Raw genomic sequence first — 17,421 nt, forward strand, 5'->3', positions numbered from 1 at the left:
GCCGCATGTCAAATCCGCTTATTTACCATTAATCGCTGAGTTTGAGAACCGCCATGAATGCTTCTTGAGGCACTTCCACGCTACCGATGGACTTCATGCGCTTCTTCCCTTTTTTCTGCTTTTCCAGCAGTTTACGCTTCCGGGAAATATCGCCGCCATAGCACTTGTCCAATACGTTTTTACGCATGGCTTTTACCGTGCTGCGGGCCACAACTTTGCCACCAATGGCCGCCTGAATGGGTACTTCAAACATTTGCCGGGGAATAATTTCTTTCAGTTTTTCGGTTAAAATTTGCCCCACATGATGGGCTTTATCCCGGTGGACAATGACGCTAAGGGCATCCACAATATCGCCCGCCAGCAAAATATCCAGCTTTACCAAATTGCTGCGCTTGTACTCGGAAAACGTATAATCCATCGACGCATAACCCTTGGAGCAGGATTTCAGCTTGTCGTAATAATCAGTCACCATTTCGTTCAAAGGCAACTCGTACTGCAAATTAACCCGCACCTTATCCAGATAATCCATCCCGATAAAAAGGCCACGCCGGGTTTGAGAAAGATCCATTAACGCCCCCACAAATTCGTTGGGGGTGATAATGCTGATTTTCACAAACGGCTCTTCCATATAGTCCCGTTTCACCGGATCGGGCAGCTTGGAAGGGTTGTCCACCTCAATAATGTCGCCGTTGGTCATATGCACTTTATAAACCACGCTAGGGGCGGTGGTAATCAAATCCAGGTTATATTCTCGCTCCAGACGCTCCTGAATAACTTCCATATGCAGCAAGCCCAAAAAGCCGCAGCGATAGCCAAAGCCCAGCGCTTCCGAACTTTCCGGCTCAAAGGTGATGCTGGAATCGTTCAGTTTCAGCTTTTCAAGGGAATCTTTAAGTACCGTATAGTCATCGTTGTTAACGGGATACAGACCGCAGAACACCATGGGCATGGCCTTCTGGTAACCGGGCAGCGGTTCTTTGGCCCCGTTCACGTGCAAGGTCACGGTATCGCCAACAAAGGCGCCCATTTCCTTAATGGAGGCCGAAATATAGCCAACCTCTCCCGAAACCAGCTTGGCGCAAGGGTGGCGAACCGGCTTCATCACCCCCACTTCAGTGACATCATAAACTTTCTGGTTTTCCATAAAGCGAATGCGATCGCCCTGCTTCACTTCGCCATCAATAATGCGCACATACGTAATAATGCCCATGTAGGCGTCAAAGTAACTGTCAAAAACCAGCGCTCTCAGGGGGTTTACCATATCCACTTTAGGGGGCGGCACAAATTCCACCACCGCCTGCAAAATCTCTTCAATGCCAATACCTTCTTTGGCGCTGCACATAATGGCGTTGGAGATATCAATCCCCACCACTTCCTCAATTTCTTTCAGCACCCGCTCGGGATCAGCACCCGGCAAATCAATTTTGTTCAGCACCGGAATAATTTCCAAATTGGCCTCAATGGCCAAATACACGTTGGCCAAGGTTTGGGCTTCCACCCCCTGAGAGGCATCCACCACCAGCAAGGCGCCTTCACAAGCTTGCAACGAGCGGGAAACTTCGTAACTAAAATCAACGTGTCCCGGCGTGTCAATCAGGTTCAATACATAGTTTTCACCCTTGTATTGATAATCCATACGGGCAGCCTGAAGCTTGATGGTAATGCCCCGCTCCCGCTCCAGCTCCAGGTTATCCAGCACTTGATCCTTCATGTTGCGCTTGTCGATGGTGCCGGTAAATTCCAGCAACCGATCGGCAATGGTGGATTTGCCGTGATCAATATGGGCGATGATACAAAAATTACGAAGCTTGGAGGGGTTAATATTTGACATGGGCGAGTGGTTCTTTATGGTTCTGGGGGTTTAAATTTGGAATTTGAAAATTTAAAAAGCGTTAAACAGAAGCGGGCTGGGCCTGTTTGGCCGTAGGACGCCATTCCTGAATCTGGGTTTGCACAAAGGCCAACACCTCGTTGACCGGCATATCCTGCGCTTTGTCCTGATCCCGCAGTTTTACTTCCAGCAAGCCTTCCGGGGCTTTCTTGCCGACAGTGATACGCACCGGAATACCGATTAAATCAGCGTCCTTAAATTTAACGCCAGCCCGCTCATCACGATCATCCAGCAGCACTTCCACGCCAGCGTTTCGCAATTGATCGTAAAGCTGTTGAGCTAGCCCCATCTGGATTTCATCGGTCACGTTCACCGGCACCACAATAGCTTGATACGGCGCAATGCCCATGGGCCAGATAATGCCGAATTTATCGTGAAACCGCTCAATGGCCGCCGCAGCGGTACGAGAAACCCCGATACCGTAGCAACCCATAATAAAGGGCTTTTCGGTGCCATCTTCATCGGTATAGGTGGCATTCATGGCCCCCGAATACTTGGTACCCAGCTGAAAAATATTCCCCACCTCAATGCCACGGGTCATATCCAGTTTGCCGGTTTTGCACTCAGCGCAGATATCGCCAATTTTAGCCAAGCGCAGGTCAGTATCACGAAGGTGCGGTTCATGTAAACCAGGGTCACCCCAATTGGCCCCCACCAGATGCTTTCCACGCTCATTCATAGCCATTACGAAATTCTTCAGGCTGGCAACAGAACGATCGGCAACAATTTTAAGTTTTTGTAATGTATCGGGACGCAAGTTGTAAGGCCCAACATAGCCTTTTACATCGCCAATTAATTCGATAATTTCTTCTTCCGTGGCCATCCGAATTTCATTGCCCGCAAAGGCATTCAGCAGCTTGATTTCCTCAATCGCCAAATCGCCACGAATAAGGGCCATAACCGGCATTTTTTCATCAATCATATAGATCAACGTTTTTAAAATCGTTTCGGGACGCAACTGAAATTTACGCTCTAATGCCTCAATGGTACTGGCGTTCGGGGTTTCCAATACGGTCAACTCGGCATGTTCGCCGGTGGTGTTGACTTCCTGTAAAATGGATTCTGCTCGCTCCGCATTAGCCGCGTAATCGCAAGCATCGCAGAAGAACACATCGTTCTCGCCGCTTTCCTGCTCGCCTTGGGCAATGCGGGTTAACACCATGTATTCGTGGCTGACGCTACCGCCAATGGCCCCGCTGTCGCTCCGCACCTGGCGGGTTTCCAAACCGCAGCGATTGAAAATACGAGTGTAGGTATCAGCCATGCTCTGATATTCCCGATCCATGCAAGCCTGATTGCTGTGAAAGCTGTAAGCGTCTTTCATAATGAACTCACGGCCCCGCAACAGGCCGAAACGGGGGCGAATTTCATCCCGGTACTTGGTTTGAATCTGGTACAGATTCACCGGCAACTGGCGGTAAGAGCGTACTTCCTTGGTGGCAATATCGGTAATCACTTCTTCGGCGGTGGGGGCAAGGCCGTATTCACGACCGTGGCGATCTTTGACCCGCATCATCAGCTCACCATATACATCCCAACGCCCGGAAGCCTGCCAAACTTCCGCAGGTTGTAGAATGGGCATTAATAATTCCTGAGCGCCCGCCCGATCCATCTCTTCCCGTAAAATTTGCTCCACCTTACGCAGCACTCGCCACATCAGCGGCAGGTAATTGTACACCCCATTGGCCAAGCGCCTGATATAACCGGCCCGCACCAGCAACTGGTGGCTCACCACCTCGGCCTCAGCCGGGTTTTCACGCAGGGTTGGGGCTAACAATCTGGACATTCGCATGGGCAGGGATCTCTTTTCATAACCGCTATCAGTACCATCCATCATAGTGTAAAGGCGGCGGCTTGCAAAGCAAATGGGGCGTTTCTTTTGCGGAAACGCCCCATTTCGGATTTTAATTTGTCATTTTGCCCAAACTTAATCTGGCGCAATCACCAGTGGCGTTTCATGGCTATGATCAACCGGATCCAGTTTTTCCTGGCCTTTGTTGCCGGTGCCATTGGTTCTGGCATGAACCACATCATTCATAATGGCATTGAACTCAACATCATCCAGGGTTTCTTTCTCCAGAAGCACCTTCACGATGGCATCCATGACATCCCGGTTATCCACCAAGAGGTTACGAACCTGATCATACAGCTCTTCCACCAGTGTTTTCACTTCACGGTCAATTAAAGAGGCCACCTCTTCCCCGTAATTGCGTTCGCTGCCAAAATCACGGCCCATAAACATATGCTCGTTCTGCTTGCCGTAAGTAATGGGGCCCAGTTTATCGTTCATACCGTACACGGTAACAATACGACGGGCCATAGAGCTGACTTTTTCAAGGTCACTGCTGGCCCCGGTGGTGACATCCTGATAAACCACTTCTTCAGCCACACGACCACCCAGAGCCACCGCAATGCGGGCCAGAATCTGCTTTTTGGACATGTGGACCTTGTCATCATCGGGCATGGTCCAGGTTAGGCCCAGCGCCATCCCCCGAGGGATGATGGTAACTTTGCGCAGCGGATCGCTTTCAGGCGTCATCACGGCCACCAAGGCGTGACCCACTTCGTGATAGGCCGTTAACTCCTTGTCCTTCTCGGACATAATCTTGTTTTTCTTCTCAGCGCCCGCCAGCACCTTATCGATGGAGTTTTCGATATCAGACTGATGGATAACCTCTTTGTTGTAACGGGCGGCGAGCAAAGCGCCTTCATTCAGCAGGTTGGCCAAATCAGCGCCAGTGAAACCGGGCGTACGCTTGGCCAACAGTTTCAAGTCCACATCACTGGCCAATGGTTTGCCTTTGGCGTGAACTTTCAGGATTTGTTCGCGACCCTGGACATCCGGGCGGTCAATCATCACTTGGCGATCAAAGCGACCGGGCCGCAGCAAGGCGTTATCCAGAATGTCCGGGCGGTTAGTGGCCGCAAGCACAATGATGCCCGCATGCGGATCAAATCCATCCATCTCCACCAGTAACTGGTTCAGGGTTTGTTCCCGCTCATCGTGACCGCCCCCCATGCCAGCGCCCCGTTGGCGACCGACCGCATCAATTTCATCCATAAAAATAATGCAGGGAGAATGCTTTTTGGCCTGCTCAAACAAATCCCGAACCCGGCTGGCCCCCACGCCCACAAACATTTCCACAAAATCAGAACCGGAAATGCTGAAGAAAGGGACACCGGCCTCGCCCGCAACAGCTTTGGCCAACAAGGTTTTACCGGTACCCGGAGAACCGACTAACAAAACCCCTTTGGGAATTTTGGCGCCCAGTTTCTGGTAACGTTCGCCGTTTTTCAGAAAATCGACCACTTCCTCCAACTCGGCTTTGGCTTCATCGATGCCCGCCACGTCGTTGAACGTGATTTTAACCTTGCTATCCATCGACATTTTGGCACGGCTCTTGCCAAAAGACATGGCCTGAGAGCCTCCGCCCTGTGCGTTTCTGAAAATCATAAACAGAAAAACCAGGAAAATCAGGGGCAGGAAAATGGTGCTAAGGATGGTCAGCCACTGGCTGTCGTTCTCAGGTTTCCCAAAGGTAAACGGCACGTTGTTTTGCTGCAAAATGGGAACCAGCAAGTTTACCCCTGCCCCATTTTGAGGCAACACCACCTGATAATGAGCAGGTCCCACCGCAGGGGTTAAGGGCTTGGCAGCACCACTTTGGGCAGCGTCCACGGGTTGAGAGGTAGCAACAGCCGTTGCCTGAGCCTTGGGATTTTCAACGCTGACCGGTTTGGCAGGAGTGGCTTGAGGAGTTAGCAAGGGCTCAGCCACTTTATCCGCAACAGGGGCGGTGGCACTCGGCGAGGCCGGTTTTCCAGTGCCTACATTGGGCGAGCTAATCCGAAAGCTGGTAGAAGACTGGCTTTTGGCCTTTTCTTCCAGCGCTTTGACAGCGGCAGTGTTAAACCCGGTGGCATTATTCTCTCGAATCTCCACCATGGTTATTTCGTGGGCTTTCACCCGGTTTACAAACTCATTAAAACCTACCTGGGTGGGAACAACCACATCGCCGCCCTTGAAAAGGGTGGAAACAAACAAGGCCAGTAAAATAAGGCCAACCAGGATCGCAAAGCCGGTATTCTGATGTTTTTTCATAAAATCCGCAAACGCCGCTCCCTGAAATCTAAACGTAAGACTGTTTCGGAACCGGTTGGAAACCATCCACCTTTTTGAATGCCGTATCTTCTTTGAATACCGTTAGCATCGCCTGATCAATCCAAGCGATAACCGGAAGCGCGAAGAAGCGGGGCCGGACCATTTCCTCTCAATCAGCCCTGCACAGAAGGCTGGAAACATTAGGATGAATTATAGCATACATCGCCGGTAAGATATCCTTTACCCGCTTCTGAAGTCCTTTTTCAGCCCCTCGGCTCAGGCTATAAAGAACCTTGAAAAAACCACCGCAGGGGTCATCAGTCACCTCATCGCAGCCTGTGCATAATCGCCCCCCAATGTTTTATTTTACCGCCTCCATCCACAAATACGTTTGGCCGGAACCCACGGGAGGATTGCACAGAAAAAAACGCCGTTTGATTGTTTGTCAGCGGTCAGTCTTGTGTTAAGATAGACCGTGTTGAGCTTTAATACAGGTTAGAGAGACCATGACTTCCCTAACAACAGAAGACTTTCCCTATACAATTGGCTATGTAATGGAGCTTCTGGGCTTGGAAGAGCGGGAGTTAATGAATTACGTTCAAAGTCTGGCGCTTTCTCCCCGTAAGGATGAAAAAACAGGCCGCATTATTTTTACGCATCGTGATATCGAGGCGTTGAAAAAGGTTCTGGATAGCAAAAAACAGGGTGAAATGCCCGACCCCGTTTCCAGTCAGAGGAACACCCCATCCAACAACACCGAGCGCCCCATGGGCAATAAGCCCGACGCTGAATCCGCCAACCTGCAAAAAGGGGGCTACATGTCTTCGGTGTCGGCCAACAATCAGGCTTTACGAAGCAGCGCTGCCAACAAAGACAACATTACGGTGATGGTTGAGGCCGTTAGCCAAGTGAAGGAAGGCATTCTTAAAGATCTTTCCCGCTTGCTGGATGACAAGCTTTCTGGCCTAGATGAAGTGGTGGTGGAGTTAATTCGTTGTAAAAGCGAAAACGACGCCCTGAAAAAGAAACTGGATGAAGCCGTTCGCACCAAAGAATCGCTGGAGTACGAACTCTCTCGCTTTAAGTCCGTTCAATTCGGGTTCTATCGCAAAACCTAGTGAGCCGTGGGGTAACACTCGAGGGTTTCAGTTTTCAAAAAAACTCGGGTGCTGGTTATCGGCAATTTTGGCATAGACCCATAAATTCCAGATGATGCGACTGAATCTGGAAATTAATTTGCTTTTCCAGCTTTTTAACCATGGCGCTAATGCCGGTGCAATGGGTTTCTTCAATGCGGTTGCATTGCTGGCAAATTAACAAGTGATGACAATGATCCTTTTGGTGCAGCTGGCAATCGCTCTCAGCTTCCAGCAGGCATTTTTTAACTTTTCCACTACTCATCACCCGATGAATTAAGCCCTGCTCATCCAGGCATTCCAAAATGCGATACACGCTGACCGTATCAATTTTCTCCCCGGCCACATCCAAAGCGTCTTTAATTTCGTAGGCCGATAAAGCGATATTGGATTGATCCAGTAAATCCAACACCAGCTTTCGAGGGCGGGTAATGCGAAACCCTTTGGATTTTAGAATGGCAATGGCTTGTTCGGTGTAAGTGGTCATAATCCCAATGGCTTCCGCTTTTTTTCATCATACCGCAAGTTTGCTGGCAATTCAGTCATTTTTTTGAACCGAACCCAGCCGCCCCGGCATGATAGGAACCAGCAGAAAGCCATTGAGACAGACCTGTTGAGCCTTTGAAATTACCAGCGAGAGGAATAATCAGAACGATCCCGTTTGCCGCCATAACCACCGCCGCCGCTGTTGCGGCCATAGCCACCACCGCCTGATCGGCTGCCGCCCGCAGGCTTGCTTTTGTTACGGCTGGCATCCTGATAGTCGATCACGATATCCTTGCCGCCCAAGTTGGTGTGATTGAGCCTTTGAATGGCCTGCTCCGCCTCTTCGACTGAAGCCATTTCCACAAAGCCAAAACCCTTGGCTTCGCCCGTATCGCGATCGGTGGGAATTTTGACTGAAACCACGTGACCGGCCTGCTGAAAACAATGTTCCAGATCCGCTTCACTCACCCCATAAGACAAACTACGCACAAATAGCTTGGCGCTTTTAGCCGGCGCTCCGGTCGCACTGCCAGAAGCAGAACCGCCACCGCCAGAACCTCGATTCTCATCCTGAAAATCAACCACCATATCCCGACCCTGTAAAAAATAACCATTCAGGCTTTGAATGGCCTGTTGCCCTTCTTGCAGTGAGGCCATTTCCACAAAGGCAAAGCCACGGGGCTTGCCGTCTTCACGGCGAATGGGAATCTTGGCGGAAATCACTTCTCCCGATTGCCCAAACAATTCATACAAATCGTTTTCGGTAACGGACCAGCTCAGGTTGCGGACAAATAACTTTGCGTTCATGGGATGGGGGCCTTTCTGCGTGATGATTGATTGATTAAATGCTTAACGGTTGAAATCAAAGAGCTTGCCGGTCAGTTACTCGGCGCCATCGCCCCGGTAACCTTCCATCAGGTCAATGGAGGAGCGTCCCGGCTTGGCCATGGAGACTGGCGTGGTAACCAGCGCAGGCAGCTCCACGATCAATCCGCAAAAGGCCACATCCGCTTTGGCAAATGACCATAGAACACCACCACCCAGCCCACTGTGAAACAAGGTAAAAGCATCTTCATTCAATGCCAGCACCTTCCCTTGATAAGGGTTGCCACAAAAGTCTTTCAGCTGAATCATAATCTCAGCGCCATTATCGTAAGCGGTTTTCAGTAGGGGATCAAAATGCATAGCGTCATCCTTTAGGGGTTTAGAGTGTATTTTTGTTCAGGCATTAAAAATTACAGCAAACGGATTTGCATATTTACAGACTATCACTATTGCAATATATTTGCAATTCAAATGCAACAAAGCAGCATTTAAAGATTAAAAACATGGATAACCCGAAAACCATGCAACTAAGGGCATTTTTGGCCCCGCCCTTGGGGATAGCCCCCAAAAGCTCGGCGCAAAATCCCCTCCCCCAGATTCCATAGCTGGCAGAGGACTTCAAAACCCAGAGGGAGGCAGACCCAGCCCCCTAAAACCTCCGAGGCTCGGGTGACGATGAAAGCGCTCCATAGAGAAGGTCATCACCCCAAACAAGCAACCCTAAACCGGCGGCTTTTTTTAGTTTCTAAATTCAGTTTAAATTTAGAAAGAGATAAAAAACCCTACGCAGGCTTCAAGCTGAGGGCGTATAAGTGCAGCCAAATCACACTGTGCAGGAAATCATTGTAATCGTTGAACCAGTAGCCTTCCGCATGATAGTGAGGGGCCAGCAACTGCTGATACAAAGCGCCATCCTGAGCGGGTTGCTGAAAATGATTCAGCACCAGCACTGGCCCCATGGCAAAGCCAGAGGTTTCCTGGGTTCGGGGCAGGCCCTGGGCGGTAAACCCTTCGGGCATGGTGGCATGTTGCCGCCAATAGTCCAGCAAAAATGGATGATTTTTTAAATACGCTTTGGCTCTATCCCGGCCCGGCACAGGGCTGAGTCTGGCATCCATGGCCATGCGCCAGTACACCCGAAAGGCATCGTAGCTAAAATCTCGGGAGCCATCCCCCTGCCGATCCGAAAAGATAATCCGGCTACCCTGATGATCCTCCTGCCACTTCACGGCGCACCAGTTGGGCGGCAGCTTGGGCCGGGTCAAATTGGTACAGGCTTCCAGTACATCGTAACTGTCATCCGCCAATTGAGTCCAGCCTGCGGCATTGGCGACATCCGCCCTGGCAAACTCCCGGTAAACATAAGGGGCCAAATAGGAAGGATCCAGCGTCAGGTACTCCTCTTTAAAACCTTCCCAGGTGCCAGGAATCAGGTAATAGCGCCCATCCAGCAATTGAACATTTAACCGCCACAAATCTTTCACTATATTCAGCCCGTCACGGGTATAATCCGGGCGGTTCCATTGCCGACCAGCCAGTAGCAGGGCATAGGCAATGTCCTGATCCGCATCCGCGGCATTATCCAGCTCCATTAAGCCCTTGCTGGTACCAAACTCCCCATCTCCCCAGCGCCAGCCCAACAAATGATCGTGAGGGCGTTTAAGATTCAGCCGGGTCCATTGCCATATTTTTTGAAAAGTGGCAGGCTCATTCATCCACAAGGCTTTTAGCAGCGCATAGGATTGCCCCTCGCTAATGGTTCCGCCATAGGTGTTAGAAACCACATGCGCCCCATCCACCAAAAACCGCCCTTTGTAAAACTGCCAGCTTTGTTGAAGGAGTGACGACAAGTGCCAAGCAGGCCCCGCCTCTGGTTTGGACGCCGCCGCCGGGGGGGCAGCCCCCTGCATGCCCTGTGCCGGATAAAAAACAGTTAAAGTGGCCGCCGCAATCAGCAAAAGCAAGCATTGGGGCCAAGGGATTGGAAAGCGATCAATCATGGCAGGGTGTCCGGTTTACATGAATTGCAGACCAGCTTACAAGAGACGCACAAGGTCAGCAAACAATTTTAACTTTAGTTTTAATTCTATTTAATATGAATTCCAAAACAATAACACCTTAACCTTGGATGGACTTTAACCCCATGAGCACTTCAACCCTGTCTTCGCCTTCACGGGTCAGCTTGCCAGAGCGCCAGCGTGTTGTTAAAGAAAAAAATGCCCCGGATATCTTAAAGCAAGGCTTTCAGCTTGAAATTGCCTTTTTAAACCATTCCAGCCATTGGATTTACCGGGCCCAACAAGGTATCAAGCGCACCATTGACTTACTAGCCGCCAGCTTGGGACTACTGGCCATTTCCCCGTTATTACTGCTAATTGCCTTGCTGGTTAAACTGACCTCCGAAGGGCCCATTCTTTATAAAAGCCAACGCATTGGCAAAAATTTTCAACCATTCGGCATGTATAAATTCAGAACAATGACCACCGATGCCGACGCTCAGCGAGACGCCCTCCGTAAGCAGGCCCAGCAGGAAAACGGACTGTTCAAACTGGCCAACGACCCCAGAGTAACCCCCATTGGAAAAATACTCAGGGCCTTCAGCCTGGATGAATTGCCCCAGCTGCTCAATGTCATTCGGGGTGATATGAGTCTGGTGGGCCCTCGCCCTTTGCCTCAGGATGAAAGTGAACTTTTTCAGGGGCCTTACACCCTGCGTTTTCAGGTTTTCCCCGGTATGACCGGCGCCTGGCAAGTGGGTGGCCGCTCCAACATCAGTTTTGAGCAATTGTGCCAACTGGAAATGAGTTACATCTTGCAGTGGACCTTGCTAAGCGACCTCAAAATCCTGTTTAAAACCTTACCGGCGGTGCTGGCCAGTCGGGGCGCTTATTAGTTTCAAAGCGGCTTCAGTGCCAGTGCAAGCCTCTTCAATTTTCAGCAATGACCCATTTTGAACACTTATACCAAGTGGTATAATGGTTAAGCGCTTCAATGGGCGACCTTACAAAACGTCATTCCTGTGAAATTCAATAACGCCAAAGGTTTATCGGCTTGCACCAGCCTGTGATACAAGCAACCGAAGCCGGATTATACTGTTCGGCGGGCGATTTTTATATTGATCCGTGGCGACCCGTTGAGCGGGCCATTATCACCCATGCCCATGCCGATCACGCCCGTGTTGGCAGCAACCATTATTTTTGTACAGAAGACGGCCTGCCCCTTTTAAAACACCGACTGGGCGCTGAGCAACAGTACCAGACGCTCCCCTACGGACAACAGCTTGCCATGGGGCCTGCCACCGTTTCCCTGCATCCGGCGGGGCATATTTTGGGTTCCGCACAGGTTCGGGTAGAAGTGGGCGGAGAGGTTTGGGCGATCTCGGGCGATTATAAACGGGATGCCGATCCGACCTGTAAACCGTTTGAGGTGGTTCCCTGTCATCAGTTTATTACAGAAGCCACCTTCGCCTTACCCATTTACCGCTGGCAATCCACCCCGGAAACAGTGCGGGGCATTTACGAATGGTGGATGGCCTGTCGCCGAAAAAATCGCACCGCCTTGCTGTTTTGTTACGCACTGGGCAAAGCGCAACGGGTCTTATCAGAATTAATGCGCTACACCGATGAACCCGTGTACCTCCACGGGGCGGTAGAGGGATTGACCCGAATTTACCGGGAAGCCGGGGTACCCATGATAAAAACCATTCCGGTTGTAGAGGCCGAAAAAAAATCGCTACCCGGAGAATTGGTGCTGGCTCCCCCTTCGGCGTTTCGCTCCCTCTGGATGAAGCGCTTTAAGGACCTGGAGACAGGATTTGCTTCAGGCTGGATGCGGGTTCGGGCCGGACGCAGGCAACGTGGTTATGATCGCGGCTTTGTTTTATCCGATCACGCGGATTGGCCCCAGTTGCTGCAAACCGTTCAACAAACCAAAGCCCAACAAATCTGGGTCACTCACGGCAAGGCCGATTTACTGGTGCGCTACCTCAATGAGGCAGGGTATTCAGCGGGCGTGTGGGGTTCCGAATTAGGCGAACAACGCGAGCCTGAGGGTTTGTCGTGAAAGCGTTTCTGGAGTTATACGAGGCGCTGGATAGCACCACCTCCACCAACGGCAAGGTAGAGGCCATGGTGGATTACTTTAAATCCGCACCGGCGGCGGATTGCGCCTGGGCGGTGTTTTTTCTGTCCGGGCGGCGTATCAAGCGTCTCATTTCCTCCCGTATGCTAACCCTGTGGTTTGAAGCGGCCACCGGCATCCCGGACTGGCTGTTTCGGGAAAGCTATATGTCTGTAGGTGATACGGCGGAGACCATTGCCCTGCTAAACGACACCTGGAGAGACAGCCTGCCGCTAGCGCCCCAAGAGGCGGAAGCCATGGCCCTGACCACCCAGGCAGCATTGGCAGAGCAATCGCTGGCCCACTGGATGAACCATCAAATTAAAACGCTGGAAACCATGGATGAGCAAAGTCGCCAGCAAATCATTATCGGTTGGTGGCGGGTACTGGATCAACAGCAGGTTTTTATGGTGAATAAGCTGCTATCAGGGGCGTTTCGGGTGGGCGTTTCCCAACGGCTGCTGATGCGGGCCTTGTCTGAAATCGCCGACGTGGATCCGGCGGTGATGGCCCACCGGCTAATGGGCCACTGGGAGCCTTCCACCGATTTTTTCCAGCAAATAATGTCCACCCATACAAACACTATGGATATCTCCAAACCTTACCCCTTCTTTCTGGCGTATCCGGTAGAGCAATCGGTGGAAGCGCTGGGCCCCATTGAGGATTGGCTGCTGGAGTGGAAATGGGATGGCATCCGGGCGCAATGCGTAGTGCGGCAAGGGGAAGTGTTTTTGTGGTCAAGAGGCGAAGAGCTGCTGGCCGGACGATTCCCCGAACTGGAAGAGGCAGCCAGACGCTTGCCCGATGGCACGGTACTGGATGGGGAAATTTTAGCTTTTTCCGACGGATTGCCGCTGCCATTTTCCAAATTACAAACCCGCATTGGGCGTAAAAAAATAACCCCCAAAGTAATGGCCGATGTACCCGTGGTGTTTATGGCTTACGACCTTCTGGAATGGGAGAGCCAGGACATTCGAACCCTCCCGCTCAGTGAGCGCAAAGCCATTTTTCAGGAAGCGCTTTTATCGGTGGCGCTGCCTTTTCTACCTTCGCCCCCGGTTCCGGCCTTAAACTGGGCAGCGGCTCAGGCCCTGCGACAGGAAGCCCGTCAGCGGCAGGTGGAAGGGTTTGTCATCAAGCGATTGAATTCCACCTATCAAAGCGGACGCAAAAAAGGGGACTGGTGGAAATGGAAAGTGGAACCACTGACCATTGACGCCGTTTTGATTTACGCTCAGGCAGGCACCGGACGTCGGGCCAATTTTTTTACAGATTACACCTTTGCGGTGTGGCGAGATGACTTGCTGGTGCCAGTGGCCAAAGCCTATTCAGGGTTATCCAATGAAGAAATTGAACGGCTGGATCGCTGGATTCGGGGCAATACCAAAGAAAAATTCGGGCCGGTGCGCTCCGTGGAACCCTATCAGGTGTTTGAGCTGGGCTTTGAAGGCATTAGCGAATCCAAACGGCATAAATCGGGGGTAGCCCTGCGATTTCCCCGCATTTTACGGTGGCGAGAAGATAAACCCATGGCGGAAGCCGACACCCTGGAAACCCTGAAAGGCTTACTGCATGCCCAGACTTAGCACCAGTTTGCGCCAGAAAAAGAAACCATCCAAAACAGAAGACACACCCCCAAAAAAGCGTTCCAAAACCCTGGCCCTCCCCCATCAACTGCCTGCCGGAGAAGGCTTGGCCATGTTGCGGGGCTGGTTTAAGACACTGGGTTTCCATCCCTTCCCCTTTCAGGAAGAAGCGTGGGCGCAATTCAGGGCCGGTAACAGTGGGTTAATCCATGTGCCCACCGGGGCCGGAAAAACTTACGCCGCCTACCTCGGCCCTTTATCGGACTTGATAGAAAACCCGGCCCACGGCTTGCGCATTTTAATCATCACTCCCCTGCGGGCGTTGAGCCGGGATATGGAAAAAGCGCTGGAAGCACCCATTCAGGCGCTGGGTTTGCCATTTCGGGTGGAAAGTCGCACCGGGGATACCTCCTCTACCCAACGAACCCGACAACGAAAACAACTGCCCCAAATTCTCATTACCACCCCGGAATCCCTGAATTTACTGTTGTCTTACGAGGATGCCCCACAGCGCTTTAGCGGCCTGCAAGCGGTAATTGTGGACGAGTGGCATGATCTGATGACCTCTAAACGGGGCATTCAGATGGAGCTGGCCTTGGCCCGCTTGCGGCGCTTTAGCCCTACCCTGCGAACCTGGGCTTTATCGGCCACCATGGCCAACCTGCAAGATGCCGCCCAACGGGCCATAGGGGTAAATAAAACAGCGGTAGTCGTGGCCGCCAGACTGGAGCGTCCTATTGTGATTGACGCCCTGATTCCCCGGCACATGGATGGCTTTCCGTGGGCCGGACATTTGAGGGCCATGATGCTGACCCAATTATTAGAGGTGCTGGATATTGAAGTCTCCACCCTGATATTTACCAACGTGCGCTCTCACGCCGAGCGTTGGTATCAGGATATTCTGGAGGCTCGCCCGGATTGGGCCGGGTTGATGGCCCTGCACCACGGTTCGCTGGCCAAGCGGGAACGAGAATTTGTGGAAGAGGGCCTGAAAGAAGGGTTTATCAAACTGGTTATCTGCACCTCGTCGCTGGACTTGGGGGTGGATTTCGCGCCCGTGGAGCGGGTGTTTCAAATCGGATCGCCCAAAGGGGTGGCCCGCATCATTCAGCGGGCAGGCCGGGCCGCCCATCGTCCGGGGGCCGAATGTCGCATTACCTGTGTTCCCACTCAGGCGCTGGAACTGATCGAAATTTCGGCGGTTCGAAAAGCCATTCAAAACCATGACATTGAGGCCCGGTTGTCTTTAAAAAAACCGTATGACGTACTGGTGCAACACCTGGTTACTTGCGCCTTGGGTGGCGGTTTTTCAGCGGAAGCCCTGTATCAGGAAGTCATCACCGCAGTCTCTTATCAGGATTTAAGCCGGGATGAATTTGAATGGATTCTAACTCTGGTGCGAGATGGTGGAAAAACACTGGGCGCCTACCCGGAGTATCGCAAAATTGAACTTCGGGAAGGCGTTTATGAAGTACCCGATAAACGGGTGGCTCAACTGCATCGATTTAACATTGGCACCATTGGCTCGGATGCTTCCATGAACATCGCCTTTCTCCAAGGAAAATCATTGGGGCAGGTGGAGGAATCCTTTGTCTCTCGCCTGAAAAAAGGGGACGTGTTTACCTTTGCCGGACGGGTGGTGGAATTTGTAACCGTGCGGGAAATGACCGCCTATGTGCGCTTGGCCAGCAAAAAAACAACGGTGGTGCCACGGTGGAGTGGCGGGCGATTGCCCATTTCAGCCTCGTTGGCCGCTTATTTTCGCAAAACGCTGGAGCGCAACGTCAATCGGCTGGAAAGCACCCCCGATATTCAAGCGCTGAAGCCCATTTTGGCCCTGCAAAAAGAACGCTCCGTTCTTCCTAAAGCCCATGAATTGTTGGCTGAATTTTTTAAATCTCGGCAAGGTTATCATCTTTTTTTATATCCGTTTGAGGGGCGAATGGTGCATGAAGGCTTGGCCGCCCTGCTGGCCTATCGGTTCAGTAAAACCCAAAAACTCACCTTTCAAATGACGGTGAACGATTATGGCATTGAATTTTTAAGCTCAGAAAATTTCCCCTTTCAGGCGTTATTGAATGAAACCCTGTTTTCACCGCACCATGTGGCCGAAGACTTACAACACAGCCTGAATATGAGCGAATTGGCCCGCCGACAGTTTCGAGACATTGCCCGTGTAGCCGGGCTGATTTATCAAAATTATCCCGGAACCCTCAAAAGTTCTCGCCAACTCAATACCAGTTCATCGGTGCTTTATGATGTGTTCACTCAATTTGAGCCAGACAGTTTATTGCTGCATCAGGCCCGGCAAGAAGTGCTGGAAAATCAGTTTGAGCAAGGTCGGCTGATCGATACTTTAACCCGTTTGGGCGCATCCCAGCTGCGATGGAAAGATTTAAAAAAGCCCTCTCCGCTTTGTTTTCCACTCATGGCCGAGCGCATCAGCAGCCAGCCCTTGCGGGCATCCAACGAAACCGCCGCTGAGCGCATTTGGAAAATGCAACAACAATGGCTAAAATAGGCGGGTATCCAGACAGGTGTCCCTTATGAAAAAAACGCTTTGCCCACCGGCTCCCAGCATACGGGTTGAACAAACTTTAAGCTCCGGCGTGTCTTTTCAAGTAACTCTGGATCACCGGCGGGCGGGCTATTTACCCCACTGCGGCAGCTTACTGGTTTCTGATTTGCATTGGGGCAAAAGCGAAACCTTTCGCCAGCACGGTATTCCCATTCCAGATGCCTTGCTGCTTGCCGATTTGGCCCGCTTAAGCGCCTTGATTGAGGACTATCAACCCCGGCGCTTATTGGTACTGGGCGATTTAATTCACGGGGGCCTTGGCCTCAGCGAAGGGCTGCATGAAAAAATTCTGACCTGGCGCGCTCAAAACCCAATTTCGGTAGTGCTGGTGGCCGGAAATCATGATCGCAAGATGCATACAGTGGCCGCCCAGTGGGGTATTGACGTGATCGAGCAAGCATTGCGAGAGCCACCCTTTTTGTTTTCACATCAGCCCGAAATAGAAACCGGTTTTTTCAACTGGTGCGGCCATATTCACCCGGCGGTAAAAATTTGTAGCGCCTCAGATTCATTGCGGTTGCCCTGTTTTCATCTCACCCCCCACGGCGGCACCTTGCCCGCCTTTAGCAAGTTTACGGGCGGATTCAATATCAAGCCCACCCGGCAGGATCGAATATTTGCCTTATCGGATGATCTGGTGATTCCGGTTTAAATAAACCCATCAGGTAAAAGCCTCGAGCGTTGCTCATCGCTCACCC

The 17,421-nt window shown here is 51.5% G+C and carries 13 protein-coding genes; 6 read left to right on the top strand and 7 right to left on the bottom strand.

What is annotated here, in order from left to right; translation table 11 throughout:
* Positions 1-28: 28 nt before the first annotated feature.
* The 3 genes from lepA to ftsH all read right to left on the bottom strand — a co-directional run bounded on the left by lepA (position 29) and on the right by ftsH (position 5,993).
* Positions 29-1,831, bottom strand: a complete 1,803-nt coding sequence (gene lepA / locus ACEW81_RS05240) for a translation elongation factor 4 (protein WP_373531913.1) — start codon at positions 1,829-1,831, stop codon at positions 29-31.
* Between the two features lie 61 nt (positions 1,832-1,892).
* Positions 1,893-3,683 carry a proline--tRNA ligase gene (locus ACEW81_RS05245; protein WP_373531914.1) on the bottom strand — a complete coding sequence of 597 codons (1,791 nt, stop codon included), beginning with the start codon at positions 3,681-3,683 and terminating at the stop codon, positions 1,893-1,895.
* A 135-nt stretch (positions 3,684-3,818) separates the two neighbouring features.
* A complete protein-coding gene (gene ftsH / locus ACEW81_RS05250) occupies positions 3,819-5,993 on the bottom strand; it encodes an ATP-dependent zinc metalloprotease FtsH (RefSeq protein ID WP_373531915.1) in 2,175 nt (724 codons plus the stop codon).
* Between the two features lie 506 nt (positions 5,994-6,499).
* Here ftsH and ACEW81_RS05255 point away from each other — a divergent pair.
* Positions 6,500-7,111: a MerR family transcriptional regulator gene (locus ACEW81_RS05255; protein WP_373531916.1), complete on the top strand. Its 612-nt coding sequence runs from the start codon at positions 6,500-6,502 to the stop codon at positions 7,109-7,111.
* A gap of 55 nt (positions 7,112-7,166) precedes the next feature.
* Here the strand turns inward: ACEW81_RS05255 and ACEW81_RS05260 are convergent, their stop codons facing one another.
* The 4 genes from ACEW81_RS05260 to ACEW81_RS05275 all read right to left on the bottom strand — a co-directional run bounded on the left by ACEW81_RS05260 (position 7,167) and on the right by ACEW81_RS05275 (position 10,440).
* Positions 7,167-7,616, bottom strand: coding sequence for a Fur family transcriptional regulator (locus tag ACEW81_RS05260; protein ID WP_373531917.1), 450 nt, complete (start codon positions 7,614-7,616; stop codon positions 7,167-7,169).
* Positions 7,617-7,756: 140 nt separating this feature from the next.
* Positions 7,757-8,422 carry an RNA recognition motif domain-containing protein gene (locus ACEW81_RS05265; protein WP_373531918.1) on the bottom strand — a complete coding sequence of 222 codons (666 nt, stop codon included), beginning with the start codon at positions 8,420-8,422 and terminating at the stop codon, positions 7,757-7,759.
* Between the two features lie 75 nt (positions 8,423-8,497).
* Entirely contained in the window at positions 8,498-8,800 is a 303-nt protein-coding gene (locus tag ACEW81_RS05270; RefSeq protein ID WP_373531919.1) for a hypothetical protein, read from the bottom strand.
* Positions 8,801-9,222: 422 nt separating this feature from the next.
* Positions 9,223-10,440, bottom strand: coding sequence for a family 8 glycosyl hydrolase (locus tag ACEW81_RS05275; RefSeq protein WP_373531920.1), 1,218 nt, complete (start codon positions 10,438-10,440; stop codon positions 9,223-9,225).
* A gap of 143 nt (positions 10,441-10,583) precedes the next feature.
* On the opposite strand from ACEW81_RS05275, the gene ACEW81_RS05280 reads away from it, so the two are divergent.
* The 5 genes from ACEW81_RS05280 (at position 10,584) to pdeM (ending at position 17,375) form a co-directional block, all read left to right on the top strand.
* A complete protein-coding gene (locus ACEW81_RS05280; protein WP_373531921.1) occupies positions 10,584-11,333 on the top strand; it encodes a sugar transferase in 750 nt (249 codons plus the stop codon).
* A 158-nt stretch (positions 11,334-11,491) separates the two neighbouring features.
* Complete coding sequence (locus ACEW81_RS05285) at positions 11,492-12,502, top strand: ligase-associated DNA damage response exonuclease (protein WP_373531922.1); 1,011 nt, start codon at positions 11,492-11,494, stop codon at positions 12,500-12,502.
* Positions 12,499-14,145, top strand: a complete 1,647-nt coding sequence (locus tag ACEW81_RS05290; protein ID WP_373531923.1) for an ATP-dependent DNA ligase — start codon at positions 12,499-12,501, stop codon at positions 14,143-14,145. Before ACEW81_RS05285 ends, ACEW81_RS05290 begins: the two co-directional genes overlap by 4 nt.
* Positions 14,132-16,666, top strand: a complete 2,535-nt coding sequence (locus ACEW81_RS05295; protein WP_373531924.1) for a ligase-associated DNA damage response DEXH box helicase — start codon at positions 14,132-14,134, stop codon at positions 16,664-16,666. Before ACEW81_RS05290 ends, ACEW81_RS05295 begins: the two co-directional genes overlap by 14 nt.
* 25 nt (positions 16,667-16,691) lie before the next feature.
* Positions 16,692-17,375 (top strand): ligase-associated DNA damage response endonuclease PdeM, encoded by a 684-nt coding sequence (gene pdeM / locus ACEW81_RS05300; protein WP_373531925.1) that lies wholly within the window; start codon positions 16,692-16,694, stop codon positions 17,373-17,375.
* Positions 17,376-17,421: the final 46 nt, after the last annotated feature.

This window comes from Vampirovibrio sp. (genome assembly GCF_041737375.1).
GTDB lineage: Bacteria > Cyanobacteriota > Vampirovibrionia > Vampirovibrionales > Vampirovibrionaceae > Vampirovibrio.